This window comes from Flavobacterium sp. CG_23.5, from assembly GCF_017875765.1.
In the GTDB taxonomy this organism is placed as follows: Bacteria; Bacteroidota; Bacteroidia; order Flavobacteriales; family Flavobacteriaceae; genus Flavobacterium.
The window spans coordinates 1654420-1675073 of record NZ_JAGGNA010000001.1 but is presented as its reverse complement, the minus strand read 5'-3'; the positions used below and the strand labels follow the sequence as shown (position 1 = coordinate 1675073).

The 20654-nt window shown below is 32.9% G+C and carries 18 protein-coding genes; all 18 read left to right on the top strand.

Annotated features, from left to right (window positions below; all coding sequences use genetic code 11):
* Window positions 1–41 precede the first annotated feature (41 nt).
* The 18 genes from H4V97_RS07145 to H4V97_RS07060 all read left to right on the top strand — a co-directional run bounded on the left by H4V97_RS07145 (window position 42) and on the right by H4V97_RS07060 (window position 20627).
* Window positions 42–338, top strand: coding sequence for an acyltransferase (locus tag H4V97_RS07145; protein WP_209549342.1), 297 nt, complete (start codon window positions 42–44; stop codon window positions 336–338).
* Between the two features lie 89 nt (window positions 339–427).
* A complete protein-coding gene (locus tag H4V97_RS07140; protein ID WP_209549341.1) occupies window positions 428–1681 on the top strand; it encodes a hypothetical protein in 1254 nt (417 codons plus the stop codon).
* Window positions 1663–2403, top strand: a complete 741-nt coding sequence (locus H4V97_RS07135) for a glycosyltransferase family 2 protein (protein ID WP_196849398.1) — start codon at window positions 1663–1665, stop codon at window positions 2401–2403. The genes H4V97_RS07140 and H4V97_RS07135 overlap by 19 nt, the downstream gene beginning before the upstream one ends.
* Complete coding sequence (locus tag H4V97_RS07130; protein ID WP_255549179.1) at window positions 2400–3281, top strand: glycosyltransferase family 2 protein; 882 nt, start codon at window positions 2400–2402, stop codon at window positions 3279–3281. The genes H4V97_RS07135 and H4V97_RS07130 overlap by 4 nt, the downstream gene beginning before the upstream one ends.
* A gap of 77 nt (window positions 3282–3358) precedes the next feature.
* On the top strand, window positions 3359–4267 hold the full coding sequence (locus tag H4V97_RS07125; RefSeq protein WP_196849396.1) for a sugar transferase: 909 nt from the start codon (window positions 3359–3361) through the stop codon (window positions 4265–4267).
* A complete protein-coding gene (locus H4V97_RS07120) occupies window positions 4264–5421 on the top strand; it encodes a glycosyltransferase (protein ID WP_209549340.1) in 1158 nt (385 codons plus the stop codon). Before H4V97_RS07125 ends, H4V97_RS07120 begins: the two co-directional genes overlap by 4 nt.
* Before the next feature lie 73 nt (window positions 5422–5494).
* Window positions 5495–6244, top strand: a complete 750-nt coding sequence (locus H4V97_RS07115; RefSeq protein WP_209549339.1) for a WecB/TagA/CpsF family glycosyltransferase — start codon at window positions 5495–5497, stop codon at window positions 6242–6244.
* Window positions 6245–6325: 81 nt separating this feature from the next.
* Window positions 6326–7744: an undecaprenyl-phosphate glucose phosphotransferase gene (locus H4V97_RS07110; RefSeq protein ID WP_209549338.1), complete on the top strand. Its 1419-nt coding sequence runs from the start codon at window positions 6326–6328 to the stop codon at window positions 7742–7744.
* A gap of 458 nt (window positions 7745–8202) precedes the next feature.
* Entirely contained in the window at window positions 8203–8994 is a 792-nt protein-coding gene (locus H4V97_RS07105; RefSeq protein WP_209549337.1) for a polysaccharide biosynthesis/export family protein, read from the top strand.
* Window positions 8995–9002: 8 nt separating this feature from the next.
* A complete protein-coding gene (locus H4V97_RS07100) occupies window positions 9003–11378 on the top strand; it encodes a GumC family protein (protein WP_209549336.1) in 2376 nt (791 codons plus the stop codon).
* A gap of 629 nt (window positions 11379–12007) precedes the next feature.
* On the top strand, window positions 12008–14449 hold the full coding sequence (locus tag H4V97_RS07095; protein ID WP_209549335.1) for an SLBB domain-containing protein: 2442 nt from the start codon (window positions 12008–12010) through the stop codon (window positions 14447–14449).
* Between the two features lie 242 nt (window positions 14450–14691).
* Window positions 14692–15756 (top strand): lipopolysaccharide biosynthesis protein, encoded by a 1065-nt coding sequence (locus H4V97_RS07090; RefSeq protein ID WP_196849389.1) that lies wholly within the window; start codon window positions 14692–14694, stop codon window positions 15754–15756.
* Window positions 15757–16088: 332 nt separating this feature from the next.
* Window positions 16089–16496, top strand: a complete 408-nt coding sequence (locus H4V97_RS07085) for a sugar 3,4-ketoisomerase (protein WP_209549334.1) — start codon at window positions 16089–16091, stop codon at window positions 16494–16496.
* Window positions 16489–16917, top strand: coding sequence for a sugar 3,4-ketoisomerase (locus H4V97_RS07080; protein WP_196849387.1), 429 nt, complete (start codon window positions 16489–16491; stop codon window positions 16915–16917). Before H4V97_RS07085 ends, H4V97_RS07080 begins: the two co-directional genes overlap by 8 nt.
* Window positions 16901–17893: a 3-oxoacyl-ACP synthase III family protein gene (locus H4V97_RS07075; RefSeq protein ID WP_196849386.1), complete on the top strand. Its 993-nt coding sequence runs from the start codon at window positions 16901–16903 to the stop codon at window positions 17891–17893. The genes H4V97_RS07080 and H4V97_RS07075 overlap by 17 nt, the downstream gene beginning before the upstream one ends.
* 15 nt (window positions 17894–17908) lie before the next feature.
* Window positions 17909–18595, top strand: a complete 687-nt coding sequence (locus tag H4V97_RS07070) for an SDR family oxidoreductase (protein ID WP_196849385.1) — start codon at window positions 17909–17911, stop codon at window positions 18593–18595.
* Window positions 18592–19524, top strand: a complete 933-nt coding sequence (locus H4V97_RS07065) for a hypothetical protein (protein WP_209549333.1) — start codon at window positions 18592–18594, stop codon at window positions 19522–19524. The genes H4V97_RS07070 and H4V97_RS07065 overlap by 4 nt, the downstream gene beginning before the upstream one ends.
* Window positions 19521–20627 carry a DegT/DnrJ/EryC1/StrS family aminotransferase gene (locus tag H4V97_RS07060; protein ID WP_209549332.1) on the top strand — a complete coding sequence of 369 codons (1107 nt, stop codon included), beginning with the start codon at window positions 19521–19523 and terminating at the stop codon, window positions 20625–20627. Before H4V97_RS07065 ends, H4V97_RS07060 begins: the two co-directional genes overlap by 4 nt.
* Window positions 20628–20654: the final 27 nt, after the last annotated feature.

Below are 20654 nucleotides of genomic sequence, written 5' to 3'. Positions count from 1 at the left end.
GATCTGGAGGTTATATAAATTGTTTCACAAATCTAATTATTATGCATAACCTAACGATAGGTGATAATTGTACAATATCCTGGGACTGTCAATTTCTAGATGAAGATTTTCATGAAATATGTTATCAAGGAAAAAAGCAACAACAAAATAACTCAATTAGTATTGGAAACAATGTTTGGATTGGTTGTGGAGTTAAAATATACAAAGGTGCAGTTATACCAAGTGGTAGAGTCATTGCATCTAATTCAATAGTGAAAGGTATTTTTACTTCAAAGAATACATTAATTGGAGGTAATCCAGCTAAAGTAGTGAAGGAAGATATTTCGTGGAAACATTAGAAAGATAATTATTATTTTTAAGATGTTCTTAAACCTAGGAGAAGCTCCTCGCAAAATTTTAAATTTATTTTTAGCTTAAAATATAATTCATGAAACTCAACATAAATAAACAAAAAAGAATTGTCTATGTTTTAGTGTTTTTATTGATTGCCTTTTCAACTATTCCAATATTTAGAAATAAATTTATGGAGACAATTTGTTTGGCAATTAGTCTCTTTTTTTTTGGATCATTGTATAAATATAAAGATGTTCTATTTCTAATTAGTTTTCTGTTAATTCTTGAAGTCTATCATTTCCTTAATTTTACACCCAATTACGATTTATCAGTTGTTAGAGTTATAGTATCATCATTTATAATTGGCTTCGGATTTTCAGTTGGCTGCAAGTCGTCTCTTTTAATTACTTATATAAAAATCATCCATTTTTTATCAATTATAAGTTTAATAATCTTCGGTATTTTATTAATTTCTGAATCAGCAATTAAAATAATTGAATCATTTTTTGATCCTATTTTTAGAGTTGAAAACGAGCAATATGGCAATTTGTCATCTCAAGTAAATCCCATATTTTATAATTTTGATTATAATTTTTATTTGATTCGCAATAATGGACCTTTCTGGGAACCAACAATATTTGCAAGCCTACTTATCCTTTCAATTATTTTTAATTTAATTCTATTTAAAAAAATAATTAACAAATATTCAATTGTTAGTTTTATTACACTGATAACCACATTTTCCTCAACGGGATACGTTTCATTTGCAGTTTTAGTTTTAGGTTTAATATTACTTTCAAATAAAATTATTTTAATAAAGAAAATGTTGTTGATGACAGTATTATTAACGGGTTCTTTTATACTGTTTAATAATACAACTTTTTTAAAAGATAAGATCTTTGAAGAATTTATTAACAGGGAAGATGCTATTCAGGATAAAGGGGGAGATTCTCGAATTGCAAGTACGATACTGGACTGGAGAGAGGTTACTGAACAACCAGAGTACTTTCTTTTTGGTAAAGGAAGCGACAAAAGGGTAAGGATTGGGATTAATGATAAAAATGTATTAAGAAATAATGGGTTAACTGCTTTATTGGTTCAAAGAGGTATACTATTTACTGTTTTTTATTTATACGGAATTTATAATTACTTTTATTTTTTATGTTACCAATATGAGAAAAATAAGAAAATGGCAATTGCATTTTTCATATCGATTTTAGTATTATCTACAAGTGAGATATTGTTTGATTTAGTGTTTTTTCACATGTTGGCAATACTCGGATTTATTTTAAAATATGATTTGATTAAAAAAGTCTCAAATAAAAAAATATGCCTAAAATATCAATAATTACCTGTACCTGGAATAGTGAAAAATACTTGGAAGAATGTCTTTTGTCAATTAAAAACCAAACATTTAAAGACTATGAAATAATAATAGTTGATGGTGGTTCGGTTGACCAAACATTAGATATAATTAAAAAATATAATATTGAAAAAGTTTTCACAAATATTAGAGGAGGCGTAAGTAAAGCTATGAATTTTGGAATTAGTCATGCTTCGGGAGATATAATTGCGATATTGCACTCTGATGATTATTATTATTCAAATAACTCTTTAGATTTGGTTGCGTCTTGTTTCGTTAACACTAATTGTGAATGGCTTTATGGCAGTTTAGTACGAAAAAAAAGAAATGGGGAATTCATATTTCAAAAAAATCTACCTTATTCAAAAGAATTTTTATCCTATACATTTAATATTCCACATCCCACAGTTTTTGTAAAAAAAGCTATCTATGAAAAAATAGGATATTTTGATGAAAAATATAAGTATGCTATGGATTATGATTTAATTTTAAGAATAGCTAAAAAATATACGCCATTTCAAATCAATGAAAATATTACTGTCTTTAGAGAACATAATGATAGTTTGTCAACTTCCAACTGGTCTAAAGCACAAATCGAGTCTTTATTGATTCAACAAAAACATGCTGAAAATTGGTCAATTAAAGCAAAAGGCCTTTTTCGTTTTTTGAAAACTAGATTAGCTCGCATGAAAAATAAATTGAAATGATTTCCATTCTTATTTGTACCTATAAAAGACCAATACTATTGCAAAAATGTATTGAATCTGTTATCAACCAAATCGCCAAAATCGAATATGAAATAATTGTTGTTGATAATGATAAGGCTCAATCGGCAAAGGAAGTTGCCGACCGTTTTATTACTCATGTTCAGTATTTTTCTCAACCTGTAAAGGGATTGTCTAATGCACGAAACATGTCTGTTTCTAAGGCTAATGGTGAGTTTATTCTATTCATTGATGATGATGAATATGCAGAAGAGAATTGGTTGTCCAAAATAATAGACTGTCAACAGAAATATAATGCGGATGTTGTTCTTGGCAAAGTAATTTATGAAATACCAAAAGATTTTCCATCATATATCCGAAAAAGCTCATATTTTATTAGAGATACTATTACAACAGGACAATTAGCTACAATTAACCAAGGATATTCTGGTAATACATTAGTTAGAAAAAAACTATTTAAATTAAGGACACCTCCATTCCAAACTCATTTCAATCACACTGGGGGTGAAGATTCTGATTTTTTTAATTTTTTAATTCAACAAAGTGCAAAAATAGTTTTTTGTGATGAAGCAATTATTTATGAAATACAAGATGAAAAAAGATTGGAAATAAGTTGGTTTTTAAATAGAGGATATCTTGGGGGGTATAATTACACTCAATTTTTATTTAAAAACAATTCGTTTTTAATTGCCTTTTTTGTAATAATTAAAAGTTTTTTCGGCGGAATTGTGATTTCTCTTTCTCTATTATTGCTTGCTTTGATAACTCCAAATAAATATTTTATAAAATTCATCTCAAAATTCGGAAATCAACTTGGTAAGTTGGGATATATATTTAAATTAAAATTAAAAAATTACTAGTCAGTTTTTTAGATGTTTTAATTAATAAAAATCTGGTAATTGAGCATTTCGAATTAAATTTAACTCATAATAAAAAATTGGAATCAATCTTAGCTCCCATAGTTCTCTTTACTTACAAACGCCTCGAGACTTTAAAACAAACGGTAGAAGTATTACAAAACAATTATCTCGCTGCAGCATCTGATTTATATGTTTTTTCGGACGCAGCAAAAAGTAAACTAGATATAGAGGCAGTTGATGCCGTAAGGGAATATATTGGTTCAATAAAAGGGTTTAAAACAGTGACAATTTATGAATCTAAATTGAACAAGGGCTTAGCGCAATCAATTATTGAAGGAGTCAATGAAATAATAAAAGAGCATGAAAAGGTTATTGTGTTAGAAGACGATTTAGTCAGCAGTCCCAATTTTTTAAATTATATGAATGAAGCATTAAATTTTTATCGAAACAAAAGTAAAGTGTTCTCAATAACGGGATTTAGTGTTCCAATAAACAATGGACAATCAGAGGCAGATGTTTATTTTGCTTTGCGCTCCTCCAGTTGGGGTTGGGCAACATGGAAAGACCGATGGTCTAGTATTGATTGGGATGTTAAAGATTATTCAGAATTTAAAAAAGATAGTAATTCACGCCGCAATTTTAATAAAATGGGTTCTGATATGTCTGACATGTTAGATCGTCAAATGCAAGGAAGAATTAGTTCATGGGCAATCCGCTGGTGTTACCATCAATTTAAAAACGATTTGTTTTCGGTACATCCTTTTGTATCGAAAATAGATAATATCGGTTTTAATTCTCCTGATGCCAGTAATACAAAAGAAAAGTTCAGCAGGTACCAAACTACATTAGATAAAGGAGAAAAAATAACATTTCAGTTTTCAAAAGAGATTCATTTGGAACCCAAAATTATTAGTCAATTCATAAAACCATTTTCTATATTTAACAGAATAAAATATAAGATTATTAATTTAGTATTCAAACATTGAAAATTCTCCTCATTCATACCCATTATCAATTGCAGGGCGGTGAAGATGCCGTAGTGGAGCAGGAACTGGAATTTTTAAAACAGCATCATGATGTTGAAATTTTGCGTTTTCAAAATTTGTCTATTTGGAAAGGGGCCTTGCAATTCCTAGTCTCTATTTGGAATATTGGAGCTGCCAAAAAAGTAAAGAGTAAAATACGTGAATTTCAGCCTGATGTAGTACATGTACACAACTGGCATTTTGCGATGGGACCGCTTGTATTTCGTGTTATTAATCGCTTGGGTATTCCATTAGTTCATACCGTACATAATTATCGTCTGTTGTGTCCTTCGGCAATTCTTTTAAATGAAGGAAAATTATTCACAAAAAGTTTAAAGGACCCATTTCCTTGGAGTGCGGTGCGTAATAAGGTGTATCGTTCCTCAGCAGTTCAAACTTTTTGGCTCGCTTTTGTCGTCTGGTTTCACAAAAAAATAGGGACTTGGAAAAAGATTGATTCGTATGTGTGTTTGACTCCTTTTGCAGTTGATCTTTTTCAACAATCCAATTTTGGTGTTTCAAAGGAGCAATTTACGGTCAAACCGAACTTCACGAGAATTCCTGAAGTAAGTCAACCCATCAAAAGGGGAGAACATTTTTTATTTATAGGCCGTTTATCCGAAGAAAAAGGAATTGACATATTATTGCATGCTTTTAAGGAATTACCTTTTTCATTGCAAATTGCAGGTGACGGCCCACTAAAAGAACAGGTGGTAAATGCCACAAAAGAATCGTCTAATATTAGTTATTTGGGTAATTTATCCAATGAAAAAGTGATAGAAGAATTGCAAAAAGCACAGGCATTGATTTTTCCTTCTGTTTGGTATGAAACTTTTGGTTTAGTTAATATAGAAGCTTTTGTCAGTAGGACACCAGTTCTGGCATCAAATATCGGAGCCCCTCAATCTTTGATTAGAGATGGCTATAATGGTTTTTTATTTGAACCAGGAAAAGTGAATCGTCTAAGAGAGGTGATTTCTAAATTCAATGCACTTTCAATAATCGAAAAAGGAAAAATGGGTGCAAATGCTTTTGAGAGTTATCAATCAAATTACACTCCTGAATTACAAGAGCACTATTTTGAGTCTATTTATAACCAGGTTTTGAAAAAATAGTCAGTTTTTTTTATCGGTAAAGCTACCTATTATTTCCTTTACACATCCCAACAATTTGACCAAAAATTAAGTAATGAGTAATTCAATACCATCGGTTCCGTTAGTGGACTATTCCATTTACACTGGCAGTCTAAAGGATTTGCTTATAGTTGGTAAAACATTGATCAACACCATCAATCAATATTCTTTTTGTATTGCTGAAACGGATACCTTATTTAAAACTGCCCTGCAAGGATCAGATATTTTATTGCCGGATGGCATGGCTATCGTGGCCGGGGTGCGATTATTAGAGAATAAAAAAATAACAAAAATTGCGGGAGCAGATTTGCATCACTTTCTTTTGGATGATTTAAATAAAAAAGGAGGGACTTGCTTTTATTTAGGTTCTTCGGAGCATACGTTGCAGAAAATTGCAGCGCGTCTTGCCAGAGAATTTCCCAATGTACGGTTTCAAACTTTTTCGCCGGTCTATGCCACTGAATTTTCGACTATTGAAAATACACAAATGCTGGATGCGGTCAATGCGTTTCAACCCGATGTCTTATTTGTTGGAATGACCGCACCCAAACAGGAGAAATGGACATTTCAGCATAAATCAACCTTGGATGCTAAAATTATATGCTCCATTGGTGCTGTTTTTGATTTTTATGCCGGTACTGTAGTTCGGCCGCATTCTTTTTGGATCAATTTACGTTTAGAATGGTTTGTCCGTTTGCTGAAAGAACCTAAACGAATGTGGAAGCGCTATTTGTATTATGGGCCTGTTTTTATAAAATTAATTTTGAAAGAAAAATTAAAACGCATTTTTAAGAGTAAGTATTAGATTTGCCCATACTATGAAACTGAAATTTAAAAATAAACGTAATTATTAAAAAGCGAAACTAGTAATACATTATTCTTTTATATGTCAATACTACAAAATCTATCTACTCATCGACTTTCACGTTATTTTAAACTATGCTTCCTTATCTGGGACATTGTTTTGCTAAATGGGGCAATACTACTTTCTTTCCTGATACGCTTTGATAGTTTGGCTAGATTGGAATTAAAAGAAGTACGAACCGTTACTTTGTTAACCAATTTATTTTGGATTATTATTTTGCTTTTTAAGGATGATTACAGGATCATTCGGGTGGAACGCATAGAAACGATACTACTGCGAATGGTTAAACATTTAACGATTCATATTGCATTAATAGCAGTATTTGTGACGGTGTTGAAATTTCATGAAATTTCTCGTTTGCGTTTGGTTTACTTCTATTTTCTCTTTTTTATCTTGCTTAGTATTTCCCGACTGCTTTTTATGAAGCTTTTAAAGTATGTTCGTTTTAAAGGATATAATTTTAAAAGTGTTGTGATCATTGGAGCCAATGATGCAGGGGTAAATATGCATCGGATTCTGTCCAAAGATCTTACGTATGGGTACAGAATCATGGGTTTTTTTGATGACGCAGTGGATCCTTTTTCCTTAATTCCCAAGCCACTGCTTGGAGGGCTTGATGATGTCGAGGATTTTATTAGTGTGAATAAGGTAGATGAAATGTATATTGCCTTGCATATTGATCATATTAAAAGAATTAACCAATTAACGGCGCTTTGTGAACGTCATATGGTTCGTATTAAATTTATACCTGATTTTCAACAATATACCAGATCTCGTAAAGTGGAAATTACGTTTTACGAGAATACACCGGTATTGATGTTACGTAAAGAACCTTTGGAGGGGACCATTAACTTATTATTAAAGAAAACATTTGATCTGATTTTTTCTTTTTTGGTGATTGTGTTGATTTTCCCGTGGTTGTTCCCTATTCTGGCTGTTCTTATAAAACTAGATTCTCCCGGGCCTGTATTTTTTAAGCAGCAACGTTCCGGAAGAGAAAATGAATCCTTTTTTTGTTTAAAATTTAGAACCATGAAGGGCAATAAATTTTCCGATAAAATTCAAGCAACAAAAAAAGACAAACGGGTTACTAAGATAGGGGCTTTTATGCGCAAAACAAATCTGGATGAATTGCCACAATTTTTGAATGTTTTATGGGGTACTATGTCAGTCGTAGGGCCACGCCCACACATGTTAAAACATACGGAGCAATATTCGGAATTAATCAATAACTATCTGGTGCGTCATTATGCGAAACCTGGAATTACTGGTTGGGCACAAGTAAATGGTTTACGTGGAGAAACAAAAAAATTGATTGAAATGAAAGATCGGGTGGATCATGATATCTGGTATATTGAGAACTGGAGTCTTTTATTAGATATAAAAATTATTTTCCGTACTGTTTTTAATGTATTTAATGGGGAGGAGAAGGCTTATTAGTGGTCAGTGGTCAGTGGTGTTCAGTATTCAGTGATCGGTGTTCAGTCTCAGAGGTCAGTTGTAATCGCACTATAATCGATTAATAGGTATTCAATATTCATTAAGTTAAATTATAATTTTAGAAAAAAAATACAAAAATAAACCCCTTCGAACCCTTCGAACCTTCGACCCTTCGACAAAAGCTCAGGGCAGGCTCAGCTCAGTGCAGGCTCAAAACAAAGTAAAAAGAATGGGATAGCCATTTTGGAGTCATCTTAATTACACCAAACCGTAAATTATATAAAATTTAGATTACTGATGTTTTTTTTTACTAGTCTTGATAAAATTTTTAATACCTATATTTGCAACTTTTAAAAATTAAAACCGTATGAAATGAGCATAAAGATAAATTTGTAGCTAAGACAAATGATGTTATGCACATTACATATGACTTTAAAAAAAACAATAAATATCAACCTATGAAATATTTTCCTATACTACGTAAAACAATTCCGTTGTTTTTGATGCTGTTCCTTTTTTCCTGTGCCTCGAGAAAAGAGTTGGTTTACTACCAAAATATTGATAATTTACCCACCCAAAAAACAAATAGTTTTGAAATAAAAATTCAACCGGATGACTTACTCTCTATAATTGTATCGGCTGAGGATCCTGAGATTGCAGCTCCTTTTAATTTGAAATCGGTAAGTTTGCAAAGTACTGAAAAATTTGACATGGCTGGCGGTCAAGCCACGATGCAGCTTTATTTAGTGGATGCAAACGGCACTATTGACTTTCCGGTTTTAGGAAAATTGAAAGTGAGCGGCTTAACCCGAACAGAAGTGTTAACTATGTTTCATGACAAGATAGCAACTTACATAAAAAATCCGATTATTAACATGCGGATTGCTAATTTTAAAGTTTCTATACAAGGAGAGGTGACACTGCCTGGTACTTATAGTGTTGCTTCTGAAAGAATTACGTTGATTGAAGCTTTAACCTTGGCAAAGGATTTAACCATTTATGGCAAAAGGGACAACATATTAATCATCAGAGAAATAGACGGTTTGAAATCATTCAATAGAGTGGATATTACCAAAGCTGATTTTATTAATTCTCCTTTTTATTATTTGGCTCAAAACGATGTGGTTTATGTGGAACCTAATAAAAGCAGAATAAATGGAGCCGCTGTTGGTCCTAATACCGGGGTAATTATTTCAATTACTTCCATATTGATTACCTTAATTACATTGATTATCACGACAACAAAATAAATTTTAGAATGGGAAATAACGACTTCGACGACGATTTAGAGAATGATTTTGATTTGAAAGCATTTTTTGATAAATATTTGATTCACTGGAAATGGTTTGCATTAGGCGTTAGTCTCTGTTTAGTGATGGCTTTTATATATTTAAGATATACCATACCTCAATATCAGGCTTCAACAACGATTTTGGTAAAGGATGAGAAGAAAGGGGGAATGCTTTCGGAGCTTTCTGCTTTTGCTGATATGGGTTTAGGCGGAGGGATGAAAAGTAATGTGGACAACGAAATTGAAATTTTAAAATCCAGATCATTGGCAGAAAGTACGGTAAAAAAGTTGAACCTTACTATTGCCATAATTGCCAAAGGTAAAGTTGTTGATACAGATATTTACAAAGACGCTCCAATAGAGGTGACTTTGATAAATCCTGAGAATCTATTTTACAAAAATAAAATGGATTTGAATTATAAGGAGTTAAGTTCGAATACGTTTGAATTAAAAAATAAATTGATCAATGATAAGTCAAAAATAACGTTAAATAGTAATAATAAGTTCCATTATGGACAGTTAATTGCTACGCAATACGGGCAAATGATTATTAATAAATCTAAAACAAATAGTACTCACCTGGAAGATAATAGTCGAGAGATTAATATTGTAATAAGTCCGTTGGAAAATGTGGTAAATAGTTTTAGAGGAAGAGTAATGGTAACACCTGTAAGTAAAACGAGTAGTGTTGTTGAGGTTTCCATATCTGATCCTGTGGTAGCCAAAGCGGAGGATTTCTTAGATAATTTGATTGCAATTTATAATGATGATGCTGCCGCAGATAAGAATTTTATATCGGAGAATACTTCGAAATTTATAAATAACAGATTAGCCATTATTACAGAGGAATTGGATGGTGTTGAAAAAAGCGTAGAAAGTTTTAAAACCGCTAATAAAGTGACTGATATTGAATCAGAAGCTAAACTTTATGTGGAAGGATCTAATGAATATGATAAAAAAGGAGTAGAAACTGATATTCAATTGAATGTAGTGTCCTCTATGTTGAATTTCATGAAGAAAAGTTCTAAAGCTGATTTGTTGCCCACTAATATTATCTCTGGTCAGGGAGATGCCAGTAATCTAATTAATTCCTATAATGAACTGGTATTGGATCGCAATAGGATTTTGAAATCTGCTACACTAGAAAATCCTTCAGTCCTTAAAATGGATCAACAAATTGCCTCTTTAAAATCAAATGTAACCACTAGTTTGTTAAGAATGCAATCCAGTTTAAATATTCAAAAAAGAGACTTAAACAATAATGAAGGAATATTGAATTCTAAAATAGGAAGAATTCCTACTCAAGAACGCCAATTTAGGGTGATTGCCAGACAACAAAAGGTAAAAGAAGAGCTTTACTTATATTTATTACAAAAAAGAGAAGAGACTGCAATTTCATTATCAGCTACCGAACCTAATGCAAGAGTCATTGATGCGGGAAAAGCTGTAAAAGCACCTATTTCTCCAAAAAAGAATATTGTCTATTTAGCGTCTTTATTATTAGGATTGTTAATCCCTTTTGGCGTAATATATGCGGATGATTTACTGGACACTAAAATTAAAAGTAGATTGGATCTGGAAGGGAAAACCATGATTCCTTTCATAGGAGATGTTCCTACTTCGGATTCACCGACGGAAATTATTAAATCAGAAAGCAGAACCAGTACGGCAGAAGCTTTGCGAATTATTAGGACTAACCTTGAATTTGTATTGAGTAAAGCGGATGAAAATAAGGCTAAAACGATATTTTTGACCTCTACTTTTCCAAAGGAAGGGAAGACTTTCGTTTCGGCTAATCTAGCAGCCACTTTTGCACTTTCAGGTAAAAAAGTATTGCTGATTGGAATGGATATCAGGAACCCAAGATTAGATGAATATTTTACTTTGCCAGAAAGAGGATTTACTAATTATTTGTCTTCAAAAGATTCAAAACTCGAAGATCTGATTATAAAACAAGATGGTTTCGAAGATTTTCACATTCTGCCAGCGGGAGTAATTCCGCCAAATCCTGCAGAATTGTTGATGAGTAAAAAAGTAGAAATATTGTTCGAAACGGTAAAAGCGCAATATGATTATGTTATCGTTGATACTGCTCCGGTGAGTTTGGTTACTGATACCTTGTTGATTGCTAAACATGCAGATTGTTTCATTTATGTGGCTCGAGCCAACTTTTTGGAAAAACGCATGTTAAACATTCCAAATACATTATATAAAGAACAAAAACTGCCTAATATGTGCTTGCTTCTTAATGATACTGATTCAACAAAAGGCTATGGTTATGGATATGGCTACGGTATAAAAGTTGAAAAAGACCCTTGGTATAAAACACTATTAAAAGGATAAGCCGTTGGGTGTAATTGTTAAAAACGTCAGTTCGAGTGTTTTTTGTGTAATGAAATGAAATAAAACTTCTTGATATGCTTCGCTTCTAGAAGTGACGTATATCGAGAACCGTTTTTAATAACAATTTTTCATGTTCTCGATACACTTTTCTTTTCGAGGCTTCGGGAGAAAATCAATCGAACTTCCGAAAAATTATCATCACAAACTAATTAGACCTATCGGGTTAAAAGGATAGTACTAATCGTTTCTAAATTAAAATAAAATTAAAAGTTTACAAGATGTTTTTATTTTGTAAACTTTTTTCTATTTAACGGTATTATTATTTGTAGAATTTACGGTTTTTTTGTGATTTAGGTATATTTGTGATTACTTTCGCGAAATCAAAGTAAAGTTAATTGTTTAATACCCTGATAGGAACCAAATAAACGTCGTTTTTGTTTTATATTTCCTACTGAAACTATAGATTTTCCTATAATTTTATTCTAGCTTTGTACAAATTTTAAAAAAAAGTGTGCCTAGGATGTGGCTTACTGTGGCGAAGCCATGTGGAGTTCGCAACAATCACGATGGCTTTCAAAATATAATTTCAGATAGAATACGAGAACTAAATTGTAAATTTTAGATTAGACATGAGAAAAATAATTATTGTAGCTGTATTTTTTATAGCCCTTTTTCAATCAGCAAATATGGTTGCGCAAGATTTGTTGAAGAGCACTGATTTGAGTACACTAAAAGTGGATTATTTATCCGATAGTGAAATTGCAAAAATAAAAACGCAGTTACAAACCAATAATGTGACTATCGAACAAGCAGAACCAATGGCTTTAGGTAAAGGAATGCCTGCCTCTGAGTTTGCCAAATTAAAGGAGCGTCTTGCCATGCCAGAGACCAAAAGTGACATCGTTAAAAAGGATATAACTCAAGATGATGAGGATAATGATAGCGAAATAGGTAAAAAATCCGCCAGAAAACAAGAAAAGATTGTCAATACTAAAGTTAAGGATTCTATTAATGCGCTGGTATTTGGTTCGGAACTATTTGATAATCCGACATTAAATTTCGAACCTAATTTGAAATTAGCCACTCCTGTAAATTATATCTTGGGACCAGGTGACGTTTTGCAAGTTAGCGTTTATGGAGTGCAAGAATTTAGTGCCAGTATTCCTGTGAGTGTAGAAGGAAAAGTCACCATCCAGTATGTAGGTCAGATTCCGGTTTCGGGAATGAGTATTGAAGCTGCTACGCAAAAAATCAGAAATGCCTTTGCGAAAGTATATAGCACAATTAATTCAGGACAATCTCAAGTTAGCGTTAGTTTGAGTCGTATCAGAACCATTAAAGTGACGTTGATAGGCAGCAAGCAACCGGGGAACTATTCAATTTCTTCTCTGGCAACAGTCTATAATGCTTTGTTCTTAGGTGGGGGACCAGGCAAGAATGGCAGTTATAGAAATATTGAATTATTGAGAGACAATAAAGTGTATCGAACTATTGATATCTATCATTTTTTAGTGAATGGAGATCAGTCTGATAATGTAGGGTTAAAAGATAATGACGTTATTCGGATTCCAGCCTATAATCAAAGAGTTACGGTTGAAGGACAAGTAAAACGTCCCGGGATATTTGAAATGAAAAGAGGGGAAACTTTTACAGATCTATTGTCTTTTGCATCAGGATTTAACGAGTTTGCATATACTGCATCGGTAAATGTTTTGCAAAAAACAAATAAAGAATTTAAAGTTAGAGATATAAAAGCAACAGAGTTTAATTCCTATACCCCTTTATCTGGTGATGTGTTTACTGTGACAAAAATTTTAAACCGATTTGAAAATCGTATTAAAATTGACGGAGCTGTTTTTAGACCGGATACCTACTCCTTTTATGAAGGAATGCGTTTTTCTGATTTGATTGCAAAGGCAGATGGATTAAAAGAAGATGCTTACAGTAAAAGAGCAAGAATCATCAGATTAAAATCGGATTTGACGAAGGAAATTGTTAATGTAAATTTAGAGAAAGCATTAGAAGGGGATCTTGAAGCTGATATTGCTTTGAAAAAAGAAGATATTGTAACCGTTTATTCCATTTTAGATTTTGTTGAAGAATATAAAATAACCATTGATGGTGAAATCAAAAAACCTGGTGTGTATGATTATCAAGAGGGTTTGACGTTAAATGATTTTTTAGTGCAAGCAGGAGGATTAACCGGATCAGCTTCCAAAAGAGTGGAAATCGCCAGAATGATAATGTCCGAGCAAATTGATGATGCCAATCCCAATAAAGCAGAATTATTTAACATCGAGATTTCTCCAGACAACAACGAACAATCGAAAAATTTTGAGTTACGCCCTTTTGACGTGGTGAACATCCGCAAGATGGCAGTCTATGAAAAACCAGAGATGGTAACGGTGAGAGGCGCCGTGAATTATGCAGGAAAGTACGTTTTAGCAAATAAGAAAGATAGAGTATTTGATCTAATAGGAAGAGCTGGAGGATTAACTTCGGTCGCGAATATGGATGGAGTTAAAATTAAAAGACCTATTCAAGCAAAACAAATTGAGGATATAGAAAACGTAAACTTAAATTTGGGAAAGAAAGATAGTATTCAAAATAAATTGGAAAAAAAATTAAAAGAAGATTTAAAATATGCCACTATACCAGTGGATTGGAAAGCTATTATTAAAAATCCAAAGAGTAGTACAAACGTAACTTTATTCCCAGGAGATGAAATTGAAGTGTCTGCATTTAATGAAGGGGTAAAAGTGACCGGTAATGTGTTGCTGACTTCTGAAATTCCGTATAATAGAGGAAAGGGTTTTGGATATTATGTTAATGCGGTAGGTGGAGTTGATAATAAAGGCTGGAAGAAAAAAGCCTATATTATTTATCCTAATGGACAAGCGGCGGTTACCAGGTCATTCTTGGTATTTAGATCCTATCCAAAAGTCACTCCGGGTTCCCAAATTATTGTTCCTGAAAAACCAGAAGTCAAAAAAATGAGTACGGGTGAATTTGTAAGTATAGCAGGAGTATTGGCTAGTTTAGCAGGCGTAATTATAGCGATATTGAGGTAGTTTTTAGTGTTCAGTGATCAGTAATCAGTGATCAGTTTGCAGTGGTCAGTTTTTAGTGATTAGGTTACAGTATTCAGTGATCAGTGGTCAGTTGTGACTGATCAGAGTCCGGGTTACAGTAACACTAATAGTTAGCAGATCATTTGGTTTGAGTTCAAGCTTAACCGAGACTAATTTAAAACCGACAAGAGGTTTTTATTTGATAAAAAATTAATAAAATACAAGCGTAAAATCTTGATAAAATGAACGAACAAAACGACCAAATTACATTAAAGGAATTAATTGACAAGGGCAAGGATTGGTTCTCTTATTTACTTTCGCAGTGGAAAATACTTTTCCTGATGGTATTTATAGGAAGTGCATTAGGTGTTGCCTATTCCTTAATGAAAAAACCAATATACACTGCGACGCTCTCTTTTGCTTTAGAAGATGAAAAATCAGGAGGCGGATTGGGAGGTGCGTTGGGATTAGCGAGTTCTTTGGGATTAGACATCGGTGGTGGCGGTGGTGGAAGCGTATTTGCAGGAGCGAATTTGACTGAGTTATTCAAATCCCGTTCGATGGTGGAGCAAACCTTATTGGCTCCAGTTGTAGTAGATGGTGATCGTATTTCATTAGCAGAAATGTACGTTAGAAATGAGGGATGGCGAGAAAAATGGAACGGAAAACCAAAATTTAAAAACATTCAATTCATTCCTAATACCGACCGGAAGTATTTTACAAGAGTACATGACAGTATCTTGGGTGTGGTATACGCTGATTTGTCCAAGAATGGCCTAATGGTTGCGCAAAAAGATAAAAAGGTATCCATTATAAGCATTGATGTAGTTTCTACTGATGAATTGTTTGCCAAGTATTTTTCAGAGGCCTTGGCCAAAAGAGTATCTGATTTTTATGTCGATACCAAAAGTAAAAAGTCAAGAATGAATATGGCGATTCTCGAACGGCAAACTGATTCGATTCGTAGGGAACTCAACGGAGCGATTACAGGCGTTGCAGTAGCCAATGACAATACTTTTGGTTTAAATCCTGCTATGAATGTGCGTCGTGCACCGTCGGCCCGCAGACAAGTCGATGTGCAGGCGAATACTGCTATCTTAACTGAGTTAGTGAAACAAACAGAATTAGCTAAAGTTACTTTGCGAAAAGAAACTCCTTTAATACAAGTTGTGGACAGGCCTATTTTACCTTTGCCTAAAGAGAGGTTTGGTAAAGCGAAGGGGATTATTTTAGGAGGTTTTTTGGCTGGAATGCTAACGGTATTGTTTTTGATTATAAGACGAATTTTAAAGGAAATTACTGTATAATTAACGGTCGTTATATTGCATTATACGCTTATAAGTTGTTATGGTAGTTGGTTATTCGTATTGTCTCGAAAAAGCGATTATAAGCAACATCGTAATATTTTTGATAAAAAATGTTTTAGATGACTTTAAATCAACATAGAAATCTTACCCATCTCTTAATTGAGGGAGGATATATTACAATTGCAAATTGAGCGAAATAGCAGTAGTAAATTGAATATAGTATATCGTAATACCTTTGAATCTACGTCAAGAAAAATCCACTTTGGTTAGCGCTATTGGTGCTTTTTCTGACGATTCTTTTGTTATATTAGTAAAATATTTATAATTATTTAATGAGTGATAACATAAAATTAATAGATTTTCCGAAAATACAAGATCCAAGAGGAAATTTAACCTTTTTGCAATATCCTAATCAGATCCCTTTTAAAATTCAAAGGGTTTATTGGACTTATGATGTTCCTGGGGGTGGAATAAGAGGGGGTCATGCTTATTTTAAGCAACATGAAATCATTGTAGCCTTAAGCGGAAGTTTTGATGTTGTGGTTACAAATACTGACGGAACTACTGAAAAGTTTTCATTAAATAGGAGTTATTATGGTTTGTATTTACCACCTAAGACATGGCGGCATATAGAAAATTTTTCTACCAATGCTTTAGCTTTACATGTTTCCAGTGAGCCTTTTTCTAAAGAAGATTACATCAGAGATTTTGAGAATTTTAAAAAGTTGTCGAATGAATAATAAAAATAGTGTTTTTGAGTGTAATCTTTTGCATTTAAATCAAATTGGTGATCGAAATGGTCATATCACCGCTGTTACTAATAATTTTCAAATTCCATTTACTGTAAAGAGAATTTTTTATTTGTATGATATTCCTGGTGGGGAATCCAGAGGGGCACATGCACATAAAGAGTGTCATCAGTTTTTGGTTGCAGCGAGTGGCAGTTTTGAAGTTTTACTGGATGATGGTTTCACTAAAAGACAAGTATTACTTAACAGACCTGATGTAGGGTTGCATATTCCACCAGGAATTTGGGCCTCTGAAATTAACTTCTCCAGTGGTTCCATTTGTCTAGTGCTGGCATCTCATGAATATAACGAGAGTGATTATATAAGGCATTTTGACGATTATAAAACATATATAAATGAAGCAGTTAGTTAGAACAGTTAAGATAATTGGATCAGGAGCTTATGTTCCTGAAAACAGAATTACAAATTCAGAGTTAGAAAAGTCAATTGACACTAATAGTGAGTGGATTTTTGAACATTTAGGGATAAATGAACGGCGAATAGCGGAGGATAACCAATGTACAAGCGATTTAGCTTCATTAGCGGGTGCAATGGCTATTAAAAATGCAGGATTGACTAAAGACGACATTGAACTGATTATTGTAGCTACTTCCACTCCAGACCGTTTGGCACCATCAACAGCTTCTATTGTACAAGATAAACTACAAGCTTATAATGCGGTAGCTTTCGATATATCCGCTGTTTGTAGTGGTTTTTTATTCGCTATGTCAGTAGCATCTCAATATATCGCCAGTGGCGTTTATAATAATGTATTGGTGATTGGTGCAGATACGTTTTCTAAAATTATCGATTGGAAAAGAAGAGATGCCGTTTTTTTTGGGGATGGTGCCGGTGCTGCAGTTTTAACTAGTGCTTCAGAAAACGAAGGTTTTTTAGCCTACCGATTATATACTGATGGAAGAGGTAAATTTGAGTTTACAATTCCCGCAGGTGGTTCTGAATTCCCAGCAAACCAAAATACTATAGATAATAATTTGCATTATTTCCAAATGAATGGGAAAGCAGTTTATGATACCGCCACAAAAGTTTTACCTCTTGCTATAAATCAAGTATTAGCAGATACTAATTTAACTATAGACGACATCGATTTAATGATTCCTCATCAGCCAAGTATTAAAATACTTCAAAAAACTGCTGAAATTTTGGGCTTGCCATTTGAAAAGGTAATGACAAACATGGATAAATATGCGAATACTTCGGGAGGAACTATTCCAATTTTACTGCATGAAACATTACAAGCAGGTAAAATAAAAAAAGGATCAAATATTTTATTTGCTGCCGTTGGTAGCGGTTGGACGTATGGAGCTGCAATTATTAAATGGGCGTAATTTAAAAATAATTTTATGATTATAATAACAGGAGCCTCTAAAGGCATTGGGAAGTATTTAGCCGAAGAATACAGTAAAAAGGATATCAATGTTTTTGGGATATATAATTCTACATTTATAGAAAGTACTCATCCCAAAACAGTGTTTTTTAAGGTAGATACTACGAAGGACGTTGAAATTAAAAGTTGGATTGAAAATAATCAATCTGATTTAAAAGAAATTACTTTAATAAATTGTGCGGGGATTAATTATAATTCATTTGCTCATAAAGCTGATATCCAAAAATGGAGAGAAGTTATTGAAGTTAATTTAATAGGTACTTTTAACATGATTAGTAGTTTGCTCCCTTTCATGAGAGAACAATCATTTGGAAGAATCATAAATTTTGGTTCAGTTGTGGCAGAATTGCCGTCGCCAGGTGTTAGTGCTTATGCGGCTTCTAAATCAGCACTTTTTGGGATGTCTAAATCAATAGCTATAGAGAATGCAAGCAAAGGTGTGACTATAAATAATATTAACTTAGGGTACTCTGAATTAGGGATGATAAGTGAGGTACCGGAGAAATTTTTGGAAGATATCAAAAAAAGAATTCCCTCAAACAAATTATGTAAGCCATCTGATATTTTCAACACTATTGAATATTTACGTAATACGGAATATGTCAATGGTACGGAAATTAACATTAATGGCGGAATTATATGATTTTAGACTTAATTTCTGCTAGAAAAGATATCCTTTTTCATTATTCACCCTATAGCTTTTTTCCGAAGAAAGATCAGGAGAAAATTTTTCAACATAGTATTGTTAAGGGAATTGAAAAAAATCTTGATGATGAAAATGTACAAACTTTGCAAATTGATGTTTTGGGTCATAAGCATGTTTTTATTGTCAAGTTTTTAAAATGGGATTCTGATTATTTTAATCTGCCTACTTATAAGTTATTATATGTTTTATATGCTCACAAGGACTACAATATCTTAAAAAATGCTGTAAAAATTTTCGTAAAGGATTTTTTTAAAGAGAAAGGGCGATATTGCTTCTCTGAAATTCCAAGTGAAGATATTTTCACCATTCAGGCCTTAAACGAAAGCGGATTTAAACTAGTAGAGAATCGATTAACTTATTATTTGGATTTAAAGAATTATATCCATGAAAGATATGACGTACGATCAGCAACAGTAGAAGATATCCCAAATTTAAAAAGAGTTGCTAGAGAAATGCGCAATGATTATGATCGATTTCATGCTGAAACAATATTTGACTTGGGTAAGGCAGATGAATTCCTAGCCACTTATATAGAGGAATCAATAAAAGGATTTTCCGATTTCACTATGGTTCCAGCCGAGTTGGGAGTTCCTGCAGATGCATTTTTAACCGCTAACTATCTTGTTGATGAATGGGATTATATTGGTGAAAAAGTTTCTAAAATGGTTCTTTCTTCAGTTTCCTCACAAACTTGTAAAGGTTGGTATCTTAAATTAATTAGTGAGATGGCCTATCATTTAAAGTCAATTGGAGCCCAATATTCCTTTATGCATCCCGCAACAACTAATAGAGCCGTAATTCATACGTATGAGAAACTAGGTTGTAAATATGGTAAATGTGTACATATATTAACATATACATCATGATTAAATTTTTAGATTTACAAAAGATAAATGCTCAATATGCTGAGGAACTAAAAAAAGTTGCTGCGGAAGTTATAGATAGCGGTTGGTATTTACTAGGAGAGCAAGTAAAACAATTTGAAAATAATTTGAGTTCTTTTCAAGACGGCGGAAATGCTGTTGCTGTTGCTAATGGTCTAGATGCTTTGCGTCTTATTTTTAAGGCATATATAGAGTTAGGTTTAATGAAGGAGGGAGACGAGGTTATTGTACCTGCAAATACCTACATTGCTTCAATATTAGCTATTACTGATAATAAATTGGTACCTATATTAGTCGAGCCAGATTTAAATACCTATAATTTAGATTTGAATTTGATTGAAAGTAAAATTACTTTACGTACCAAAGCTATTATGGTAGTTCACCTTTATGGACGCGTTTGCTGGAGTAAAGAATTAGAAACTTTAGCCGCCAAAAATAATTTAAAAATCATTGAGGATAATGCTCAAGCTATAGGTGCAAGATGGGAAGGAATTAGAACGGGTAATTTAGGGGATGCTGCAGGTTTTAGTTTCTATCCCGGAAAAAATTTAGGAGCATTAGGGGATTCAGGTGCTGTAACGACAAACAATCTAGAACTAGCAAAAGTAGTACGTACGTTAGCAAATTATGGTTCAGCTCAAAAATACATAAATAAATTTCAGGGTTTAAATAGTCGCATGGATGAAATTCAAGCTGCATTTTTGAATGTTAAACTACGTTATTTAGATCATGAAAGTATTCGACGCCAAGAAATTGCAACCTACTATCTTGAAAACATAAACAATAGTAAAATTGTTTTACCAAATCCTGGAGAAAATAATGAACATGTTTGGCATCTTTTTGTTGTTCGCACGCTAAATCGAGATGTTCTACAGGAGTATTTGCAAGAGAATGGTATTCAAACTTTAATTCATTATCCAATTCCTTTGCATAAACAAGAATGTTATTCTTCACTGGCCGATAATTATCTACCTATAACCGAGAAGATTCACCAAGAAGTTTTGAGTTTGCCAATAAGTCCTGTAATGAGTGCGGAAGAAGTGCAAAGAGTGGTGGATGTGATAAATAAATATTTAGTTATTTAGTTATTATGAGTGAAAACCAATCCTCGT

What these genes read in the sequence shown, in the direction of transcription:
- H4V97_RS07105 (WP_209549337.1), top strand. Translation starts at nt 8,203, where the DNA reads ATGAAATATTTTCCTATACTACGTAAAACAATTCCGTTGTTTTTGATG.
- H4V97_RS07140 (WP_209549341.1), top strand. Translation starts at nt 428, where the DNA reads ATGAAACTCAACATAAATAAACAAAAAAGAATTGTCTATGTTTTAGTG.
- H4V97_RS07070 (WP_196849385.1), top strand. Translation starts at nt 17,909, where the DNA reads ATGATTATAATAACAGGAGCCTCTAAAGGCATTGGGAAGTATTTAGCC.
- H4V97_RS07135 (WP_196849398.1), top strand. Translation starts at nt 1,663, where the DNA reads ATGCCTAAAATATCAATAATTACCTGTACCTGGAATAGTGAAAAATAC.
- H4V97_RS07095 (WP_209549335.1), top strand. Translation starts at nt 12,008, where the DNA reads ATGAGAAAAATAATTATTGTAGCTGTATTTTTTATAGCCCTTTTTCAA.
- H4V97_RS07130 (WP_255549179.1), top strand. Translation starts at nt 2,400, where the DNA reads ATGATTTCCATTCTTATTTGTACCTATAAAAGACCAATACTATTGCAA.
- H4V97_RS07115 (WP_209549339.1), top strand. Translation starts at nt 5,495, where the DNA reads ATGAGTAATTCAATACCATCGGTTCCGTTAGTGGACTATTCCATTTAC.
- H4V97_RS07110 (WP_209549338.1), top strand. Translation starts at nt 6,326, where the DNA reads ATGTCAATACTACAAAATCTATCTACTCATCGACTTTCACGTTATTTT.
- H4V97_RS07080 (WP_196849387.1), top strand. Translation starts at nt 16,489, where the DNA reads ATGAATAATAAAAATAGTGTTTTTGAGTGTAATCTTTTGCATTTAAAT.
- H4V97_RS07090 (WP_196849389.1), top strand. Translation starts at nt 14,692, where the DNA reads ATGAACGAACAAAACGACCAAATTACATTAAAGGAATTAATTGACAAG.
- H4V97_RS07145 (WP_209549342.1), top strand. Translation starts at nt 42, where the DNA reads ATGCATAACCTAACGATAGGTGATAATTGTACAATATCCTGGGACTGT.
- H4V97_RS07085 (WP_209549334.1), top strand. Translation starts at nt 16,089, where the DNA reads ATGAGTGATAACATAAAATTAATAGATTTTCCGAAAATACAAGATCCA.
- H4V97_RS07100 (WP_209549336.1), top strand. Translation starts at nt 9,003, where the DNA reads ATGGGAAATAACGACTTCGACGACGATTTAGAGAATGATTTTGATTTG.
- H4V97_RS07065 (WP_209549333.1), top strand. Translation starts at nt 18,592, where the DNA reads ATGATTTTAGACTTAATTTCTGCTAGAAAAGATATCCTTTTTCATTAT.
- H4V97_RS07075 (WP_196849386.1), top strand. Translation starts at nt 16,901, where the DNA reads ATGAAGCAGTTAGTTAGAACAGTTAAGATAATTGGATCAGGAGCTTAT.
- H4V97_RS07060 (WP_209549332.1), top strand. Translation starts at nt 19,521, where the DNA reads ATGATTAAATTTTTAGATTTACAAAAGATAAATGCTCAATATGCTGAG.